Source organism: Pseudomonas sp. ChxA, from assembly GCF_030263855.1.
Taxonomy (GTDB): domain Bacteria; phylum Pseudomonadota; class Gammaproteobacteria; order Pseudomonadales; family Pseudomonadaceae; genus Aquipseudomonas; species Aquipseudomonas fluorescens_CB.
Window position 1 is genome coordinate 2,852,030 of the sequence record NZ_JARPMK010000001.1, and the last position, 18,394, is coordinate 2,870,423.

Genomic DNA, 18,394 nt, shown 5'->3' on the forward strand with positions numbered 1-18,394 from the left:
CAAAGTTGGCAATGTTCGCACGGTTCATAGACATGGTCATGCCGCTACCACCACGATGGCGCCGATCACCAGCACGGCACCGACGGCCATGGAAGCGGCATACCAACGCAATTGGCCCGTCTCGCTGCGGCTCAGGGCGGTGTGACCGGCCTTGGCGGCGCGCGGGATCAAACCAATGGTCTGGTCGAGCGGGTCTTTGCGCAGAATGTGGCTGATCGCAAGGTAAGGCTTGACGAACAGTTTGTCGTAGATCCAGTCGAAGCCCCACGCAGCGAACCACCAGGCCGAGAGGAAGCGGCCAATGCCACTGTTGGCCACGGCTGTGACGAAGCGACGCTTGCCCAGGAACAGCAGCGCGGCCAGCAGGATACCGGCGATGGCGATGGCACCCGAGGCGATTTCCAGGCTGTGCTTGGCGGCGCCACCGGCATGGCCGGCGCTTTCCGGCAGTACACCGGCCAGTGGCGGGGTGATCATGGCGCCGATGAAAGTCGACAGGATGATCAGCACCGACAGTGGCAACCAGTGGGAGATGCCGTGGCCTGCGTGCGCTTCGGTCTTGGCTTCACCGTGGAAGGTGATGAAGATCAGGCGGAAGGTGTACAGCGAGGTCATGAAGGCACCGACCAGGCCTGCGTACAGCAGGTTCTGGTTACCGCTGGCAAAGGCTTCCCAGAGGATTTCGTCCTTGGAGTAGAAACCTGCGGTCACCAACGGCAGGGCAGCCAGCGCGGCACCACCGACGATGAAGCTGGCGTAGGCCAACGGCAGTTTCTTCCACAGGCCGCCCATCTTGAAGATGTTCTGCTCGTGGTGGCAGGCAACGATCACCGCACCGGAGGCAAGGAACAGCAGGGCCTTGAAGAAGGCGTGGGTCATCAGGTGGAAGATCGCCGCGTCCCAGGCGCCAACGCCCAGGGCCAGGAACATGTAGCCGATCTGGCTCATGGTCGAGTAGGCGAGGATACGCTTGATGTCGGTCTGCACCAGCGCGGCAAAACCCGCCAGAACCAGGGTCACACCACCGACCAGCCCTACAAGATGCAGGATTTCCGGCGCCAGGGTGAACAGGCCGTGGGTACGCGCGATCAGGTAGACACCCGCAGTTACCATGGTTGCCGCGTGGATCAGCGCCGACACCGGCGTAGGGCCGGCCATTGCGTCCGCCAGCCAGGTTTGCAGCGGCAGTTGTGCGGATTTACCCACGGCGCCACCCAGCAGCATCAGGGTAGCGAGGGTGATCCAGAAGTCGCCGACCTGGAATTTCTGCGGTGCCAGCACCAGCAGTTCCTGGATGTTCAGCGTGCCCACCTGTTGGAACAGGATGAACAGGCCGATGGCCATGAACACGTCGCCGATGCGGGTAACGATAAACGCCTTGAGTGCCGCGTTACCGTTGTTACGGTTGCTGTAGTAGAAACCGATCAACAGGTACGAGCACAGGCCCACGCCTTCCCAGCCGAAGTACAGGAACAACAGGTTATCGCCGAGGACCAGGAACAGCATGCTGGCGATAAACAGGTTGGTGTACGAGAAGAAGCGCGAGTAACCGGCCTCACCGCGCATGTACCAGGACGCGAACAGGTGGATCAGGAAGCCTACACCCACCACCACGCCGAGCATGGTGATCGACAGGCCGTCGACGTAGAGGGCGAAGTTGGGCTTGAAGCCGTCCACCGACATCCACTGCCACAGCACCAGGGTGTAGTGGCCGCCTTCCGGCGGCGCCACGTTGAATTGCCAGATGACATAGGCGGCGACGATCGCCGACAAGCCAATGGACCCCACACCGATCAAGGCAGACAGGTTTTCCGACCAGCGTCCACGGGAGAACGACAGCAGCAGGAAACCGATCAGGGGAAATACGAAAGTCAGAAAGATCATGTTCATCCGCGCATCTCACTGGCAGCGTCGATATCAAGCGTGTGGAAGCGACGATACAGTTGCAGCAGGATCGCCAGGCCAATACTGGCCTCGGCGGCTGCCAGGCTGATCACCAGGATGAACATGACTTGCCCATCCGGCTGCGCCCATCGGCTACCTGCAACAACGAACGCCAGTGCGGCGGCGTTCATCATGATTTCCAGGCTCATCAACACAAACAGAATGTTACGGCGAACCATCAGGCCGACCAGGCCAAGGCAGAACAGGATGCCGGCGACCGCCAGACCATGCTCCAAAGGGATAGCAGGCATCGTCATTGCTCCTTGGCTTCGTTGCGGCCCAAGTGGAAGGCGGTGATGGCTGCCGCGAGCAGCAGCATCGAAGCCAGTTCGACCACCAGCAGGTACGGGCCGAACAGGCTGACGCCCACGGCTTTCGCGTCTACGGTGGTGTGGCCGATGGCCTGGCCGCTCTGGTGAGCGAACAGTACATACAGCAGTTCACCCAGCAGCAAGGCTGCCAGGATGACCGGGCCGAGCCAGATGCCGGGCTTGAGCCAGACACGTTCCTGGGCGACCGAGGCCGGCCCGAGGTTGAGCATCATCACCACAAACACGAACAGCACCATGATGGCGCCGGCGTAGGCGATCACTTCCAGCACACCGGCGAACGGTGCGCCGAGGCTGAAAAAGGTCATGGCCACGGCGATCAACGAAATGATCAGGTAGAGCAGGGCGTGCACAGGATTGGTGTTGGTGATCACGCGAAGCGTGGACACCACTGCAATACCGGACGCGAAATAGAAAGCGAATTCCATCTTTCTTCCTTAAGGCAGCAAGCTCTTCACGTTGATCGGCTCGGCTTCGTTTTGTGCGGCGCCCTTCGGCTTACCGGCAACGGCCATACCTGCAACACGATAGAAGTTGTAATCAGGGTTTTTACCGGGACCAGAGATCAGCAGATCTTCTTTCTCGTACACCAGGTCCTGACGTTTGAACTCGGCCATCTCGAAATCCGGTGTCAGCTGGATTGCGGTGGTCGGGCAAGCTTCCTCACAGAGGCCGCAGAAGATGCAGCGCGAGAAGTTGATGCGGAAGAAGTCCGGGTACCAGCGACCGTCTTCGGTTTCAGCTTTCTGCAGGGAGATACAACCCACCGGGCACGCCACGGCACACAGGTTGCAGGCTACGCAACGCTCTTCGCCATCGGGGTCGCGGGTCAGTACGATACGGCCGCGATAGCGCGGCGGCAGGTACACCGCTTCTTCCGGGTATTGCAAGGTGTCGCGTTTGCGAAAGCCGTGACCGAACACCATCACCAGGCTTCGCAACTGGGTACCGGTACCCTTAACGATGTCGCCAATATATTTGAACATGGGTCAAATCCTCACTGAACCGCGCCGGCTGGCGTGTTCAACAACACAACGGCAGCCGTCACCAGCAAATTGATCAGGGTCAGCGGCAGGCAGAAGCGCCAGCTGAAATCCATCACCTGGTCGTATCGTGGACGCGGAATGGAAGCGCGCAGCAGGATAAACAACATGATGAAGAACGCGGTCTTCAGGAAGAACCAGAAGAACGCCAACTGCGGCAGGATGCCGAACGGACCGTGCCAGCCGCCGAAGAACAGCGTGACCAGCAGGGCCGAGATCAAGATGATGCCGATGTACTCGCCAACGAAGAACATGCCCCATTTCATGCCGGCGTATTCAATGTGGTAACCGTCAGCCAGTTCCTGTTCCGCTTCCGGCTGGTCGAACGGGTGACGGTGAGTCACGGCGACGCCAGCGATGAAGAAGGTGCAGAAGCCGAAGAACTGCGGAATGATGAACCACAGGTTCTGCGCCTGGTACTCGACGATGTCGCGCATGTTGAACGAGCCGACCTGCACCACGATGCCCATCAGCGCGAGGCCCATGAACACTTCGTAGGACACGGTCTGGGCTGAGGCCCGCAAGCTGCCCAGCAGGGCGAACTTGTTGTTACTCGACCAACCGGCGAACAGCACCGCGTAGACCGACAAGCCGGCCATGGCGAAGAAGAACAGCAAGCCGATGTTCAGGTCCGCCACGCCCCAGGTCGGGGTGATCGGGATGATCGCGAAGGCGATCAGCAAGGCGCTCATGGCCACGACCGGTGCCAGGGTGAAGATCACCTTGTCGGCAAACGGCGGGGTCCAGTCTTCCTTGAAGAACATTTTCAGCATGTCGGCGGCGATCTGGAACATGCCGAATGGGCCAACGCGGTTCGGACCGTAACGGTCCTGCCACCAGCCCAGCAGGCGACGTTCGACGAAGCTGAGCAGGGCGCCCGCAACGACCACGGCCAACAGGATCACGATGGCCTTGACCACCGAAATGATCACGTCAATTACTTCCGGCGTGAACCAAGTCATTGCGCTGCCTCCTGCAGACCGTCAACGGTTTTGCCAAAGATCGCAGGTGGAATACCGGCAAGGCCTTTAGGCAGTGCAACCAGGCCAGCACCCAACTCATCGTTGATACGCAGCGGCAGACGCAGGGTCTTGCCGGCCACGTTCAGGCTGAGCAGGGCACCGTCGTTGACGCCCAGGCGGTCGGCTTCGGACTTGGCTACCGACACGTAGGCTTCAGGAATGCGACTTTGCACCGGCGCGGCTTTGGAAGAGGTCTCTTCGCTGCCGAACAGGTGGAAGAACGGCACAACCTGCCAGGTGCCCTGAGCCGGGTTGAATGGACGCGGTACGGCAGCGAACCAGTTCAGTGAGTCATCGGTGCTTTCGATCAGGCGGGTGCCCGGGTCGCCAGCGCGGATGTGACCACCGACTTCGTCCTGGAACTTGTTCCAAGCTTGCGGCGAGTTCCAGCCCGGCGACCAGGCGAATGGCACCTGCTGACGTGGCTCGACCGAGCCCGAGTAACCTTCCATGGAGAAGGCAAACGCGGTATCCGGGTCTTGTGGGGTACGCGGCTCGTGCACGCTGATGTCGGCGCGCATGGCCGTACGGCCGGAGTAACGCAGCGGTTCACGGGCCAGCTTCATGCCCTTGATGCGGAACGAGGCGGACGGCGCAGCGTCGACGATACGGGCCAGCTGCGGGGCGCTTGCGGCGGCAGCAGCGGTCACGTGGTCGAGCTGGGTCCAGTCGATCGGTTGATTCAGCAGGGTAGCGCGCAGGGCATGCAGCCAGCGCCAGCCTTCGTGAACCAGGATGCTGGCGTCCATGTACTTCGGATCGAACACCTGGAAGAAGCGCTGGGCGCGGCCTTCCTGGCTGACCAGGGTACCGTCGCCTTCGGCGAAGGTGGCAGCTGGCAGTACCAGGTCGGCACGCTCGCTGGTGGCGGTCTTCTGGTGGTCGGCCACGATCAGTACTTTGGCGGCGTCCAGCGCGGCGTCGACCTTGGCCGAATCGGTGCGGGTGTACAGGTCGTTTTCCAGTACCACGATGGCGTCGGCGTTGCCGTCGGTCACCGCTTGCAGGGCCGCGTCCAGGGACTCGCCACCGAGCATCGCCAGGCCGAGGCTGTTGGCTTCCGGCACGACCAGGCTGATGGAACCGTTCTTGTCGCGCAGCTTCAAAGCCTTCGCGATATTCGCAGCAGCCTCAATCAGCGCCTTGGAACCCAGCGAGGTGCCGGCAATGATCAATGGGCGCTTGGCCGCGAGCAGGGCGTCGGCGATGCGCTGGGCCAGTTCAACGGCTTCAGCGTCCAGGCCTTCGACGGCAGGCGCGCTGGCGTCGAGGGCGTGGGCCACGGCGAAGCCGATGCGGGCCAGGTCATCCGGCGCTGCGTGAACGCATTCTTCGGCGATGTCGTCGAGCTTGGTTTCAGCCAGGCTTGCGATAAACAGCGGGTTCAGCGCGTGCTGGCCGATGTTTTTTACCGCGGCGTCAAGCCAGGGCTGTACGCGCATGGCGTCGGCCATGTCTTCGGCCTTGCCTTTGACCGACTGACGCAACGACAGCGCAATACGCGCGGCGGTCTGGGTCAGGTCTTCACCGAGGACGAAGATCGCATCGTGGTCTTCGATGTCGCGCATGTTCGGAACTGGCAGCGGGCTGTCGTTCAGCACTTGCAGGACCAGGCGGATGCGCTCCAATTCACCGGCTTCGATACCGGAGTAGAAGTGCTCGGCACCCACCAGCTCGCGCAACGCGTAGTTGCTTTCGAGGCTGGCGCGCGGCGAACCGATACCGACGATGTTGCGGCCGCGCAGCAGGTCGGCGGCTTTATCCAGCGCGTCGTCCAGGCTCAGCTTGGCGCCACCGGCCAACAGCGGCTGGCGTGGGCGGTCTTCGCGGTTGACGTAGCCATAGCCGAAACGGCCACGGTCGCACAGGAAGTACTGGTTGACCGAACCGTTGAAGCGGTTTTCGATCCGACGCAGCTCACCGTAGCGCTCGCCCGGGGAAATGTTGCAACCGCTGGAGCAGCCATGGCAGATGCTCGGCGAGAACTGCATGTCCCACTTACGGTTGTAGCGCTCGGAGTGAGTCTTGTCGGTGAACACACCGGTCGGGCAGACCTCGGTGAGGTTGCCGGAGAACTCGCTTTCGAGCACGCCGTCTTCAACGCGACCGAAGTACACGTTGTCGTGTGCGCCGAATACGCCCAGGTCGGTGCCGCCAGCGTAGTCTTTATAGAAACGCACGCAACGGTAGCAGGCGATGCAGCGGTTCATTTCGTGCGAAATGAACGGGCCGAGGTCCTGGTTCTGGTGGGTACGTTTGGTGAAGCGATAACGGCGCTCGTTGTGGCCGGTCATCACCGTCATGTCTTGCAGGTGGCAGTGACCGCCTTCCTCACAGACCGGGCAGTCGTGCGGGTGGTTGGTCATCAGCCATTCGACGACACTGGCGCGGAACGCCTTGGATTCTTCATCTTCGATGGAGATCCAGGTGTTGTCGGTGGCTGGGGTCATGCAGGACATGACGATACGACCACGGGTGTCGTTCTCGTCGGTGTACTGCTTGACCGCACACTGGCGACAGGCACCGACGCTACCAAGCGCGGGGTGCCAGCAGAAATACGGGATGTCGAGGCCTAGTGAGAGACATGCCTGTAACAGGTTGTCTGCCCCATCGACTTCGAGCGCTTTGCCGTCTACGTGGATAGTGGCCATGGTTCAAAGTTCTTCGTTGGCCCGTTGTCAGCGGGCGTGGCTAATGGAATCTTGTTATTCATGGGCATCAACACAGCCTTTACGGCGTCAGCCCATGAGAAGGCGAAGGGCACGGACCCTTCGCCCTTTAAAGCGTTATGCGCCGACTACGATCGGCCTTGCCAGAGGCGGGACGGCGGCGCTGGTAGGCGCGATGCCGGCTTCGAACTCTGAACGGAAGTATTTGATGGCGCTGCCCAATGGCTCCACGGCGCCCGGTGCGTGAGCACAGAAGGTCTTGCCTGGGCCGAGGAAACCGACCAGACCCAGCAGGGTCTCGATGTCGCCTGGCTGGCCTTCACCTTTCTCGATCGCCATCAAGAGCTTGACGCTCCATGGCAAACCATCACGGCACGGAGTGCAGAAACCGCAGGATTCGCGGGAGAAGAACTGCTCCATGTTGCGCAGCAGCGAGACCATGTTCACCGTGTTGTCGACCGCCATCGCCAGGCCGGTACCCATCCGGGTGCCCACCTTGCCGATGCCGCCGGCATACATTTGTGCGTCGAGGTGCTCAGGGAGCAGGAAGCCGGTACCGGCACCGCCTGGCTGCCAGGCTTTCAAGGTGTAACCGTCGCGCATGCCGCCGGCGTAGTCCTCGAACAGCTCGCGTGCGGTGACGCCGAACGGCAGCTCCCACAGGCCAGGGTTCTTGACCTTGCCGGAGAAGCCCATGAGCTTGGTGCCCATGTCTTCACTGCCTTCACGGGCCAACGATTTGTACCAGTCCACGCCGTCGGCGATGATCGCCGGCACGTTGCACAGGGTTTCAACGTTGTTCACGCAAGTCGGCTTGCCCCACACGCCCACGGCGGCAGGGAAGGGCGGCTTGGAGCGTGGGTTGGCACGGCGGCCTTCGAGGGAGTTGATCAGTGCGGTTTCTTCACCGCAGATATAACGCCCGGCGCCGGTGTGTACGAACAGTTCGAAGTCAAAACCCGAACCGAGGATGTTCTTGCCCAACAGGCCAGCGGCCTTGGCTTCTTCCACGGCACGGTTGAGGTGCTTGGCGGCGGTGGTGTATTCGCCACGCAGGAAGATGTAGCCCCGGTAGGTTTTCAGCGCGCGGGCGCTGATCAGCATGCCTTCGATCAGCAGATGGGGCAGTTGCTCCATCAGCATGCGGTCTTTCCAGGTGTTCGGCTCCATCTCGTCCGCGTTGCACAGCAGGTAACGGATGTTGATGGATTCGTCTTTGGGCATCAGGCCCCACTTAACACCGGTGGGGAAGCCTGCGCCGCCGCGGCCCTTGAGGCCGGCGTCTTTGACGGTCTGGACGATATCGTCCTGGGCCATGTCGGCGAAGGCTTTGCGCGCCGCCGCGTAACCGTTCTTGGCCTGGTATTCGTCGAGCCATACCGGCTCGCCGTCGTCACGCAGGCGCCAGGTCAGCGGGTGGGTTTCAGGCGAACGCTTGATCAGGTTGGCCGGGCCGAAAGATGTAAGGGTCATGGGTAGCCCTCAAGCAATTGGGTCACGCCAGCAGGCTGCACGTCACCGAATGTGTCGTCGTCGATCATCAACGCCGGCGCCTTGTCGCAGTTACCCAGGCAGCACACCGGCAGCAGCGTGAAGCGCCCGTCCGGAGTGGTTTGGCCGAGGCCGATGCCCAGCTTGTTCTGGATCTCGCTGACCACCGACTCGTGGCCACCGATGTAGCAGACCATGCTGTCGCACACGCGAATGATGTGGCGGCCGACCGGCTGACGGAAGATCTGGCTGTAGAACGTGGCCACCCCTTCAACGTCGCTGGCGGGGATGCCGAGCAGTTCGCCGATGGCGTAGAGGGCGCCGTCCGGCACCCAGCCACGTTCCTTCTGAACGATCTTCAAGGCTTCGATCGACGCCGCGCGCGGGTCTTCGTAGTGATGCAGCTCGTGCTCGATGGCCGAGCGCTCGGTTTCACTCAAGGTGAAACGATCTGTTTGGATAAGCGTGCTGTTCATGCTTAGCGGTCCACGTCGGCCATAACGAAATCGATACTACCCAGGTACGCAATCAAGTCCGCGACCATCTCGCCTTTGATCACCGAAGGGATCTGCTGCAAGTGCGGGAAGCTTGGGGTGCGAATACGGGTGCGGTAGCTCATGGTGCCGCCATCGCTCGTCAGGTAATAACTGTTGATACCCTTGGTCGCTTCAATCATCTGGAAGGATTCGTTGGCCGGCATCACCGGGCCCCACGAAACTTGCAGGAAGTGCGTGATCAGGGTTTCGATGTGCTGCAGCGTGCGCTCTTTAGGCGGCGGCGTGGTCAGCGGGTGATCCGCCTTGTACGGGCCGGCCGGCATGTTGCGCATGCACTGCTCGATGATCTTCAGGCTCTGGCGCATTTCTTCGACGCGCACGATGCAACGGTCGTAGGCATCGCCATTCGCGGCCGTCGGAATCTCGAATTCGAAGTTCTCGTAGCCGGAATACGGACGTGCTTTACGCAGGTCGAAGTCGCAACCGGTGGAACGCAGGCCGGCACCGGTGACACCCCATTCCAGGGCCTCTTTGGTGTTGTAGGCGGCAACGCCGATGGTACGACCCTTGAGGATGCTGTTGTCCAGCGCAGCCTTTTGGTACTCGTCCAGACGCTTGGGCATCCAGTCGATGAATTCCTTGACCAGGCGCTCCCAGCCGTTCGGCAGGTCGTGGGCCACGCCGCCGATGCGATACCAGGCCGGGTGCAGACGGAAACCGGTAATGGCTTCGATGACCTTGTAGGCGCGCTGACGGTCGGTGAAGGTGAAGAACACCGGGGTCATGGCGCCAACGTCCTGGATATAAGTACCCAGGAAAAGCAGGTGGCTGGTGATCCGGAAGAACTCGGCCATCATGATGCGGATGGTGTCGACGCGGTCCGGCACCTTGATACCGGCCAGCTTCTCGACCGAGAGCACGTACGGCAGGTTGTTCATCACGCCGCCGAGGTAGTCGATACGGTCGGTGTACGGGATGAAGCTGTGCCAGGACTGACGCTCGGCCATCTTCTCGGCACCACGGTGGTGGTAGCCGATGTCCGGCACGCAGTCGACGATTTCTTCGCCGTCCAGTTGCAGGATGATACGGAAGGCACCGTGAGCCGAAGGGTGGTTCGGGCCCAGGTTGAGGAACATGTAGTCCTCGTTGGTGCCGGAGCGTTTCATGCCCCAGTCTTCCGGACGGAAGCGTGCAGCCTCTTCTTCAAGCTGTTGCTTGGCGAGGTTGAGGCTGAACGGGTCGAATTCGGTGGCGCGCGCCGGGAAGTCCTTGCGCAGCGGGTGACCTTCCCAGGTCGGCGGCATCATGATGCGCGTCAGGTGCGGGTGGCCCGGGAAGTCGATACCGAACATGTCCCAGACTTCACGCTCGTACCAGCTGGCATTCGGCCAGATACCGGTAACGGTCGGGACGCTCAGGTCGCTTTCAGAGAGGGCGACCTTGATCATCACGTCGCTGTTACGTTCCAGCGACATCAAGTGGTAGAACACGGTGAAATCGGCGCCGCTCGGCAAGCCTTGACGCTTGGTGCGCAGACGCTCGTCCACGCCATGCAGGTCATAGAGCATGACGTACGGCTTGGGCAGGTTGCGCAGGAAGCTCAGGACTTCGACGAGCTTGGCCCGCGCCACCCACAGCACCGGCATACCGGTGCGCGTGGCCTGGGCGGTGAAGGCGTCAGGGCCAAAACGGTTATTGAGTTCGACAACCACATCCTGGTCGTCTGCCTTATAAGGCGGGATGTACAGAGCACTGCCTGTAGTCATGGTTTTTTTATCGCTTTCGGTCAACGTAAAGAATGAAGCCAGGTTTTCGTTCTATAAAAGAAGCGGTGCTGGATCAGACTTCGTCGGGGCTGCGCAGGTTGGTGACTGCGATTCGCTGTTCGCGGCGCTGTTCCTTTTGTGACGGCATCTCGGCGCGATAAACGCCTTGATCACCGACCACCCAGGAAAGCGGACGACGCTCCTTGCCGATCGACTCCTGCAACAGCATCAAGCCTTGCAGAAAAGCTTCAGGGCGGGGCGGGCAGCCAGGCACGTAGACGTCCACGGGCAGGAACTTGTCCACCCCTTGAACGACGGAGTAGATGTCGTACATGCCACCGGAGTTGGCGCACGAACCCATGGAGATAACCCACTTTGGCTCGAGCATTTGCTCGTAGAGACGCTGAATGATCGGCGCCATCTTGATAAAGCAGGTGCCGGCGATAACCATGAAATCCGCCTGGCGTGGTGATGCCCGGATAACTTCGGCGCCAAAGCGCGCGATGTCGTGGGGCGCCGTGAAGGCGGTGGTCATTTCCACGTAGCAGCACGAAAGGCCGAAGTTGTACGGCCACAGGGAGTTTTTACGCCCCCAGTTGACCGCGCCACTCAGCACGTCTTCGAGTTTGCCCATGTAGATGTTTTTGTGGACTTGATCTTCTAACGGATCGGAAACGGTTTCCCGTTCGCCGATAGGGTACTGATCGTTAGGAGCATCCGGGTCGATCCTGGTGAGATTGTATTGCATCGCCAAAGCCTCATTGTTTCAGCTTCGCTTGCCGCTTACGACGAGCTTCCGGAGCCCAGTCAAGGGCGCCCACTCGGAATAGGTAGACAAGGCCTGCCAACAGAATTGCTATGAAAACGAGGGCTTCGACGAATCCGGTCCAGCCGCTTTCGCGGACGGACACAGACCAGGCAAAGAGAAAGAGGGCTTCGATATCGAAGATCACGAACAGCATCGCGACCAGATAGAATTTGGCTGAGAGCCGCAAGCGGGCGCCACCTGTAGGCAGCATGCCGGACTCGAACGGTTCATTTTTGCTGCGGCCCCAGGCTTTTGACCCGAGGAGGCTGGAGACGCCGAGCATGAAGGCACAAAGGCCGACAACACCGAGGAGGAAAATGGCAAAGCCCCAGTTGTGGGCCATGAGTCCTGTCGCTTCGGTCATGCTGGAAATCCTTAACAGAGAGCAAAGGTCTCTGAGCTCGAAAAAGTAACGATGCAGTGACGATATGTCGCAGCGCAATCAATCGCGGTGATTTTATGGCTAAACACCGGGCAAGTAAAATTCCGATAGCGAAATTATTCGATGGAATAAGCACATAGTGCACCTTCTTGGGGCTGTAGCCCTTGTGGGCCGGGCATTAGCGGGCATTTAATCAAATGTGTTTTGTTTAAGCTGTAAAGAAGTTTTCATGCGCTAAATGATAATGAATATTGTTTGCGTGGGGTTTAAGCGAATGTTTCTCGTGTGGCGCGGGAAGTTGTTGTTACTTGCTGGGTTGCTGCTAGTTGCTGGAGGGGATCTTGTAACCGATTTGATTCAGGCAAATACCGCTCCAGGTCAATGTTTTGCGCAAAAACCCAAGGTTCGACACGGTTAAGGTGGGAGCAGGCTTGCCTGCGATAGCGGTGGGTCAGTAGCAGATTTTTCGACTGCTCCACCGCTATCGCAGGCAAGCCAGCTCCCACAGATGATATGTGGGTTTTTCAAGCAGGCAAAAAAAACGCCCCGAACCAGTCTGGGCGTCAGATCAAGCGGCAGTGCGGTTAGGTCTTCCGTGGGGCCGTACTGGCCGTGTACTCGCTACTTAGTGAAACTGCTCTTCTTCGGTCGAGCCGGTCAGTGCGGTCACGGACGAGGTGCCGCCCTGGATCACGGTGGTCATGTCGTCGAAGTAGCCGGTGCCCACTTCCTGCTGGTGCGCCACAAAGGTGTAACCCTTGGCGGCGTCAGCGAACTCTTGCTCCTGCAGCTTCACGTAGGCGGTCATGTCGTTGCGGGCGTAGTCGTGCGCCAGGTTGAACATGCTGTGCCACATGTTGTGAATGCCAGCCAGGGTGATGAACTGGTGCTTGTAGCCCATGGCCGACAGTTCGCGCTGGAACTTGGCGATAGTCGCGTCGTCCAGGTTCTTCTTCCAGTTGAAAGAAGGCGAGCAGTTGTAGGACAGCAGTTGGTCCGGGTATTCCTTCTTGATCGCCTCAGCAAAGCGACGCGCTTCGTCCAGGTCCGGCTTGGCGGTTTCGCACCAGATCAGGTCGGCGTACGGCGCGTAAGCCAGACCGCGGGCGATCGCCTGGTCGAGACCGGCGCGCACTTTATAGAAACCTTCCTGGGTACGTTCGCCAGTCACGAACGGCTGGTCGTACGGGTCGCAGTCCGAGGTCAGCAAGTCAGCCGCGTTGGCATCGGTACGCGCCAGGATGATGGTCGGCGTGCCGGCAACGTCAGCCGCCAAGCGTGCAGCGGTCAGTTTTTGTACGGCTTCCTGGGTTGGAACCAGTACCTTGCCGCCCATGTGGCCGCATTTTTTCACCGACGCCAGTTGGTCTTCGAAGTGCACGCCGGCAGCGCCTGCCTCGATCATGCTCTTCATCAGTTCGTAGGCGTTGAGTACGCCGCCGAAACCGGCCTCGGCGTCAGCCACGATGGGTGCGAAGTAGTCGATGTAGCCTTCGTCGCCCGGGCCTTTACCGGCTTTCCACTGGATCTGGTCGGCGCGGCGGAACGAGTTGTTGATGCGCTTGACCACGGTTGGCACGGAGTCCACCGGGTACAGCGATTGGTCGGGGTACATGGATTCTGCGGAGTTGTTGTCCGCAGCCACTTGCCAGCCGGACAGGTAGATCGCCTGGATACCGGCTTTTACCTGTTGAACTGCCTGGCCGCCGGTCAGGGCGCCCATGCAGTTGACGAAATCTTTTTCGGGGCGGAAGGACGGCTTGGCACCCTGGGTGACCAGCTTCCACAGCTTCTCGGCGCCGAGTTTTGCAAAGGTGTGCTCAGGTTGAACCGAGCCACGCAGGCGGACGACGTCAGCAGCGGAATAAGCGCGGGTTACGCCTTTCCAGCGTGGGTTTTCAGCCCAGTCTTTTTCAAGGGCTGCAATTTGCTGTTCGCGTGTCAGTGCCATGGGGAAAAACCTCGTCGCGTCTTGTTTGGAAAAACATCCGTTTTGCCAGCCGTGCATTCAATGCGTGGGCGGGGCTGCTCGCTGACCAGAAGCTTAGGTGGTCAAGTCGGGTTCGGCGGGGAAGGCGACGGGATGAACGAATAGCTCAAGGAGGAGTTGAGCAGGTAAGGGCAAACTGCGAACGGTCTTCGGGCATCGTGGGCCTTGGTACGATCCATCAGTGTGTAGCCGGGTTACCTGGTTAGCTTCCGTCCCTCGGGACAACTTCGTTCCAGTCGCAACCTCGTCAAACACACCTTGTGGGCGGTACAGACACGAATCGGCTCAGGTGGGTAGCTTAGAGCGGCGATCCGAAGGCCCTTGCCAGGGCCCCTGATTAGCGGGAGCGAGGCCATCATGCACAGGCTTTTTTGGCTCGTCAAATGTTTTGTAGTGCTTTTTTTAAAGCACTACATCTTTAGTCTAATGCGACTCGCCAGTCAGATTTTGGTGCTTTAGTTCAGCGTGTCGACCTTGACCCGCAAAGTCAGGTCATCGCGGCCCTGAGTAGAGTAGCTGCGGGTTGTAGAGGATTTATCGGCTTGGGTTTCGCGATTGATCCCCGCCAGTGGGATCCATTCGCCCAGGCGCCCGCTGACCGTTGTGTCGGTACTTTGCACATTCACTACATCGGGACGTTCCTGGCTCATGCGGTCACGGTTAGTACTGATGGCCAGGTGCACGGTCTCGCCCGTGACGCTGGCAGTCACGTAAAACCCCTGGGTGACGTTGCGATACTGGGTCTGGTTTTGCGGGCGACCGTAGGCGTCGGGCTGCGTGGTGGTCAGGGGTACGCTCTGGCCGACCTGGATCAGCGCGGGCACGCCTTCACTGGCCTGGATCTGCTGGATGCCGCCATCGCGGCTGGCGGTGCCGTAGCTGATGATGCGGGTTTGGCTGTCGCCGGTGTTCTGCTGGTTGTTTTCGTTGCTGTCGACGGTGATCAACAGGCGTTTGGCTGGTGTGTCCAGTTGCGACAGCAGCGCACGCAGGTCCTGGATCTTGCCGGGATCGGCGTTCACGATAAGTTGGTTGCCGTAGGCGCTGACGGTGCCGTCCTTGCCGATAAAGTTTTGCGCGACGGGCAGCAGGTCGGCGCTGGTACGGTTGCTCAGGTTGACGACTTCGGTGTCGGCCATGGCGCAGGCGCTGGCAGTGAAGAGGAGGGCGGTGAGCAGGGTGCGTAGGGACATGTCCGTTATCTCTGCGAGTCAATTAGGCGTGATAGTGCCAGTTTGTCGGCCTGGCAGGTCGCAAGTTGAATCGTAGACGGCAAAATGCCCTGGCAGGCAGGGCATTTTGGGTGTCGCTGATGGCGCTATCGCAGGCAAGCCAGCTCCCACAAGGGAATGCATTCCAAATGTGGGAGCTGGCTTGCCTGCGATAAGGGCGACTCGGTCTCGAATTAACCCTCGCGCACCATATCAACATGCGGAATCCCGACTTCCAGGAACTCGTCACTGACGATCTTGAAACCCAGCCGCTCATAAAACGGCGCCGCATACACCTGCGCACTCAGGAACTGCCTGGTCTGGCCACGTTTCTCGGCCGCGCCGATCACGGCTTCCATCAGCTTGTCGCCGACCTTCAGCCCGCGCCAGTCCTTGAGTACCGATACACGACCAATCTCGCCACTGGGCAGCAGGCGAGCGGTGCCAATCGGAAAATCGCCTTCGAATGCAAGAAAATGCATAGCGTCGGCGTCATCCGCATCCCACTCCAGCTCCGGTGGAACCGATTGTTCAGCGATAAACACCGCCTCACGAATGCGCCGAATCTCAGCGATATCCTTTTGCCAGTCCGCGACACTTACGTGAATCTTATTCATCGGCAAATCCCAGGCTTCCTTGCTTGACCAGTTCGCACAGCAGGTCACGACCGTCTTCGTCGGCCAACCAGATGCCGAGGTTTTCGCTGTGCAGGGCGTCGGCCGAGCACACCAGTTTCAACAGTTCGCGCAGTTTGCCTGGCAGGTAACGGCTCTGGCCGCTGGCGAATAGCAGCACATCGTCGTCCACTTCCGACCACGCCATACGCGCGCTCGGGTTGCGGACCAGAATCGCGCCATTTTCCAGGCTGCTGATAAAGTCTTCTTCACCCAATTCTTCACCGGCGACCAGTTCCGGGTAGCGCGGTTCGGTCATGAACTGGCCGAACCAGGTCAGCAGCATGCGCTCATCGCTCATGTGCTCGGCCAGCAGGCCTTTGAGGCGGTCGAGTGCGTCCGCCTGAATCTGGTGCGGGTCGCTGACCGGTTGGGCGTCGGCGTCGGTGTAGCGCTCTTCATCGGTCAGGTACTGGCTGAGGAAGTCAGTGAAGTGGGTCAGCACTTCGGCAGCGCTCGGTGCGCGAAAGCCCACCGAATAGGTCATGCAGTCATCTTCGGCGATGCCGAAGTGCGCCAGGCGCGGCGGCAGGTAAAGCATGTCGCCCGGTTCCAGCACCCATTCTTCGCTCTGTTCGAATTCCGCCAGGATGCGCAGGTCGGCGTGTTGCAGCAGCGGGCTTTCGGAATTGCACATCTGGCCGATTTTCCAGTTGCGCTTGCCTTGGGCCTGCAGCAGGAACACGTCGTAGTTGTCGAAGTGCGGGCCAACACTGCCGCCGGGTGCGGCGAAGCTGATCATTACGTCGTCGATGCGCCAGCTGGGCAGAAAGCGGAAGTGCCCGAGCAATTCGGCGACTTCGGGTACGAATTGGTCGACGGCCTGCACCAGCAGGGTCCACTCACGCTCTGGCAGCGTGCTGAACGCATCTTCGGCGAACGGGCCGCGGCGCAGTTCCCAAGGGCGTTCGCCGTGTTCGATCACCAGGCGCGATTCAACTTCTTCTTCCAGGGCCAGGCCGGCCAGTTCGTCGGCGTCGATCGGGCTTTCGAAATCAGGGATGGCCTGGCGGATCAGCAGCGGTTTTTTCTGCCAGTAGTCGCGCAGGAATTCCCGTGCAGTGATGCCGCCCAGAAGTTGAAGAGGAATGTCAGGATTCATGTGTAACCTATTGAAAGAAAGCACTTTTAAGACAGGAATAAAAACGCCCGGCGCGGCCGGGCGTCTCAAAGGGTCGCGCGTTGATCAGATGCGCTTGGCTTGCTCTACAGCGTTGCCGATGTAGTTGGCCGGGGTGAGCAGTTTCAACTCGGCCTTGGCAGCGGCTGGCATGTCCAGGCCATCGATGAAAGTTTGCAGCGCCTCAGGGCTGATGCCCTTGCCACGCGTCAACTCTTTCAGCTTCTCGTACGGGTTTTCGATGTTGTAGCGACGCATCACGGTCTGGATCGGCTCAGCCAGCACTTCCCAGCAGGCATCCAGGTCAGCGGCGATCTTCTGCGCGTTGAGCTCAAGCTTGCTGATGCCTTTGAGGCTGGCTTCGTACGCGATCACGCTGTGCGCAAAGCCCACGCCGAGGTTGCGCAGTACGGTGGAGTCGGTCAGGTCACGCTGCCAGCGCGAGATCGGCAGCTTGCTAGCCAGGTGCTGGAACAGCGCGTTGGCGATACCGAGGTTGCCTTCGGAGTTTTCGAAGTCGATCGGGTTGACCTTGTGCGGCATGGTCGACGAACCGATTTCACCGGCGATGGTGCGCTGCTTGAAGTAGCCCAGGGAGATGTAGCCCCAGATATCGCGATCGAAGTCGATCAGGATGGTGTTGAAGCGCGCAATCGCGTCGAACAGCTCGGCGATGTAGTCGTGCGGTTCGATCTGCGTGGTGTACGGGTTGAAACCCAGGCCCAGCTCGTCTTCGATGAAGGCACGGGCGTTTTCTTCCCAGTCGATTTCCGGGTAGGCCGACAGGTGGGCGTTGTAGTTGCCCACGGCGCCGTTGATCTTGCCCAGCAGCGGTACGGCCGCGACTTGAGCGATCTGGCGCTCCAGGCGGTACACCACGTTGGCCAGTTCTTTGCCCAGGGTGGTCGGCGAGGCCGGCTGGCCGTGGGTGCGCGACAGCATCGGCACGTCGGCGAAACGGATCGCCAGTTCACGGATGGCGTTGGCGGTCTGGCGCATCAGCGGCAGCATCACGTCATCACGGCCTTCGCGCAGCATCAGGGCGTGGGACAGGTTGTTAATGTCCTCGCTGGTGCAGGCAAAGTGGATGAACTCGCTGACCTGGGCCAGTTCCGGCAGCTTGGCCGCTTGCTCTTTAAGCAGGTATTCGATGGCTTTGACGTCGTGGTTGGTGGTGCGCTCGATCTCTTTCACACGCTCGGCGTGCTCCAGGGAGAAGTTTTCCGCCAGGGTGTTCAGCACAGCGTTGGCTTCGGCGGAAAACGCCGGCACTTCGCTGATGGCAGGGTGAGCGGCCAGGCGCTGGAGCCAGCGCACTTCAACCAGAACACGAGCACGGATCAGGCCGTATTCGCTGAAAATAGGGCGCAGGGCCTGGGTTTTGCCGGCGTAGCGGCCGTCAACAGGGGAAACCGCAGTGAGCGAAGAGAGCTGCATGGGGTGTTCTC

At 60.2% G+C, this 18,394-nt stretch carries 16 protein-coding genes; all 16 read right to left on the reverse strand.

Annotated elements, in window-relative coordinates; translation table 11 throughout:
* Positions 1-36: 36 nt before the first annotated feature.
* Positions 37-1,890 carry an NADH-quinone oxidoreductase subunit L gene (nuoL, locus tag P5706_RS12805; protein WP_200431840.1) on the reverse strand — a complete coding sequence of 618 codons (1,854 nt, stop codon included), beginning with the start codon at positions 1,888-1,890 and terminating at the stop codon, positions 37-39.
* Positions 1,887-2,195 (reverse strand): NADH-quinone oxidoreductase subunit NuoK, encoded by a 309-nt coding sequence (gene nuoK / locus P5706_RS12810; RefSeq protein WP_017137520.1) that lies wholly within the window; start codon positions 2,193-2,195, stop codon positions 1,887-1,889. Before nuoK ends, nuoL begins: the two co-directional genes overlap by 4 nt.
* 2 nt (positions 2,196-2,197) lie before the next feature.
* Positions 2,198-2,701 carry an NADH-quinone oxidoreductase subunit J gene (gene nuoJ, locus P5706_RS12815; protein WP_017137519.1) on the reverse strand — a complete coding sequence of 168 codons (504 nt, stop codon included), beginning with the start codon at positions 2,699-2,701 and terminating at the stop codon, positions 2,198-2,200.
* A gap of 9 nt (positions 2,702-2,710) precedes the next feature.
* Entirely contained in the window at positions 2,711-3,259 is a 549-nt protein-coding gene (gene nuoI / locus P5706_RS12820) for an NADH-quinone oxidoreductase subunit NuoI (protein ID WP_003174725.1), read from the reverse strand.
* Positions 3,260-3,270: 11 nt separating this feature from the next.
* Entirely contained in the window at positions 3,271-4,278 is a 1,008-nt protein-coding gene (gene nuoH, locus P5706_RS12825) for an NADH-quinone oxidoreductase subunit NuoH (RefSeq protein WP_017137518.1), read from the reverse strand.
* Positions 4,275-6,989 carry an NADH-quinone oxidoreductase subunit NuoG gene (gene nuoG, locus P5706_RS12830; protein WP_285679465.1) on the reverse strand — a complete coding sequence of 905 codons (2,715 nt, stop codon included), beginning with the start codon at positions 6,987-6,989 and terminating at the stop codon, positions 4,275-4,277. Before nuoG ends, nuoH begins: the two co-directional genes overlap by 4 nt.
* A 135-nt stretch (positions 6,990-7,124) precedes the next feature.
* Entirely contained in the window at positions 7,125-8,480 is a 1,356-nt protein-coding gene (gene nuoF, locus P5706_RS12835) for an NADH-quinone oxidoreductase subunit NuoF (RefSeq protein WP_200431838.1), read from the reverse strand.
* Entirely contained in the window at positions 8,477-8,974 is a 498-nt protein-coding gene (gene nuoE / locus P5706_RS12840) for an NADH-quinone oxidoreductase subunit NuoE (RefSeq protein WP_200431837.1), read from the reverse strand. The genes nuoF and nuoE overlap by 4 nt, the downstream gene beginning before the upstream one ends.
* A gap of 2 nt (positions 8,975-8,976) precedes the next feature.
* Positions 8,977-10,761, reverse strand: a complete 1,785-nt coding sequence (gene nuoC / locus P5706_RS12845) for an NADH-quinone oxidoreductase subunit C/D (RefSeq protein ID WP_110624449.1) — start codon at positions 10,759-10,761, stop codon at positions 8,977-8,979.
* A gap of 73 nt (positions 10,762-10,834) precedes the next feature.
* Positions 10,835-11,509 carry a NuoB/complex I 20 kDa subunit family protein gene (locus tag P5706_RS12850; RefSeq protein ID WP_012724951.1) on the reverse strand — a complete coding sequence of 225 codons (675 nt, stop codon included), beginning with the start codon at positions 11,507-11,509 and terminating at the stop codon, positions 10,835-10,837.
* A 10-nt stretch (positions 11,510-11,519) separates the two neighbouring features.
* On the reverse strand, positions 11,520-11,933 hold the full coding sequence (locus P5706_RS12855) for an NADH-quinone oxidoreductase subunit A (RefSeq protein WP_003219575.1): 414 nt from the start codon (positions 11,931-11,933) through the stop codon (positions 11,520-11,522).
* Between the two features lie 643 nt (positions 11,934-12,576).
* Complete coding sequence (gene aceA, locus P5706_RS12860; RefSeq protein WP_003219577.1) at positions 12,577-13,902, reverse strand: isocitrate lyase; 1,326 nt, start codon at positions 13,900-13,902, stop codon at positions 12,577-12,579.
* Positions 13,903-14,396: 494 nt separating this feature from the next.
* Positions 14,397-15,134, reverse strand: a complete 738-nt coding sequence (locus tag P5706_RS12865; RefSeq protein WP_200431835.1) for a secretin N-terminal domain-containing protein — start codon at positions 15,132-15,134, stop codon at positions 14,397-14,399.
* Positions 15,135-15,346: 212 nt separating this feature from the next.
* On the reverse strand, positions 15,347-15,769 hold the full coding sequence (locus P5706_RS12870) for a GNAT family N-acetyltransferase (protein WP_200431834.1): 423 nt from the start codon (positions 15,767-15,769) through the stop codon (positions 15,347-15,349).
* Complete coding sequence (locus tag P5706_RS12875; protein WP_285679467.1) at positions 15,762-16,928, reverse strand: ribosomal protein uL16 3-hydroxylase; 1,167 nt, start codon at positions 16,926-16,928, stop codon at positions 15,762-15,764. Before P5706_RS12875 ends, P5706_RS12870 begins: the two co-directional genes overlap by 8 nt.
* Positions 16,929-17,012: 84 nt before the next feature.
* A complete protein-coding gene (gene purB, locus P5706_RS12880; RefSeq protein WP_017737156.1) occupies positions 17,013-18,383 on the reverse strand; it encodes an adenylosuccinate lyase in 1,371 nt (456 codons plus the stop codon).
* Between the last annotated feature and the right edge of the window lie 11 nt (positions 18,384-18,394).

Coding starts and splice junctions, on each gene's coding strand:
- nuoL (WP_200431840.1), bottom strand. CDS start 1,890: ATGAACATGATCTTTCTGACTTTCGTATTTCCCCTGATCGGTTTCCTG.
- nuoK (WP_017137520.1), bottom strand. CDS start 2,195: ATGCCTGCTATCCCTTTGGAGCATGGTCTGGCGGTCGCCGGCATCCTG.
- nuoJ (WP_017137519.1), bottom strand. CDS start 2,701: ATGGAATTCGCTTTCTATTTCGCGTCCGGTATTGCAGTGGTGTCCACG.
- nuoI (WP_003174725.1), bottom strand. CDS start 3,259: ATGTTCAAATATATTGGCGACATCGTTAAGGGTACCGGTACCCAGTTG.
- nuoH (WP_017137518.1), bottom strand. CDS start 4,278: ATGACTTGGTTCACGCCGGAAGTAATTGACGTGATCATTTCGGTGGTC.
- nuoG (WP_285679465.1), bottom strand. CDS start 6,989: ATGGCCACTATCCACGTAGACGGCAAAGCGCTCGAAGTCGATGGGGCA.
- nuoF (WP_200431838.1), bottom strand. CDS start 8,480: ATGACCCTTACATCTTTCGGCCCGGCCAACCTGATCAAGCGTTCGCCT.
- nuoE (WP_200431837.1), bottom strand. CDS start 8,974: ATGAACAGCACGCTTATCCAAACAGATCGTTTCACCTTGAGTGAAACC.
- nuoC (WP_110624449.1), bottom strand. CDS start 10,761: ATGACTACAGGCAGTGCTCTGTACATCCCGCCTTATAAGGCAGACGAC.
- P5706_RS12850 (WP_012724951.1), bottom strand. CDS start 11,509: ATGCAATACAATCTCACCAGGATCGACCCGGATGCTCCTAACGATCAG.
- P5706_RS12855 (WP_003219575.1), bottom strand. CDS start 11,933: ATGACCGAAGCGACAGGACTCATGGCCCACAACTGGGGCTTTGCCATT.
- aceA (WP_003219577.1), bottom strand. CDS start 13,902: ATGGCACTGACACGCGAACAGCAAATTGCAGCCCTTGAAAAAGACTGG.
- P5706_RS12865 (WP_200431835.1), bottom strand. CDS start 15,134: ATGTCCCTACGCACCCTGCTCACCGCCCTCCTCTTCACTGCCAGCGCC.
- P5706_RS12870 (WP_200431834.1), bottom strand. CDS start 15,769: ATGAATAAGATTCACGTAAGTGTCGCGGACTGGCAAAAGGATATCGCT.
- P5706_RS12875 (WP_285679467.1), bottom strand. CDS start 16,928: ATGAATCCTGACATTCCTCTTCAACTTCTGGGCGGCATCACTGCACGG.
- purB (WP_017737156.1), bottom strand. CDS start 18,383: ATGCAGCTCTCTTCGCTCACTGCGGTTTCCCCTGTTGACGGCCGCTAC.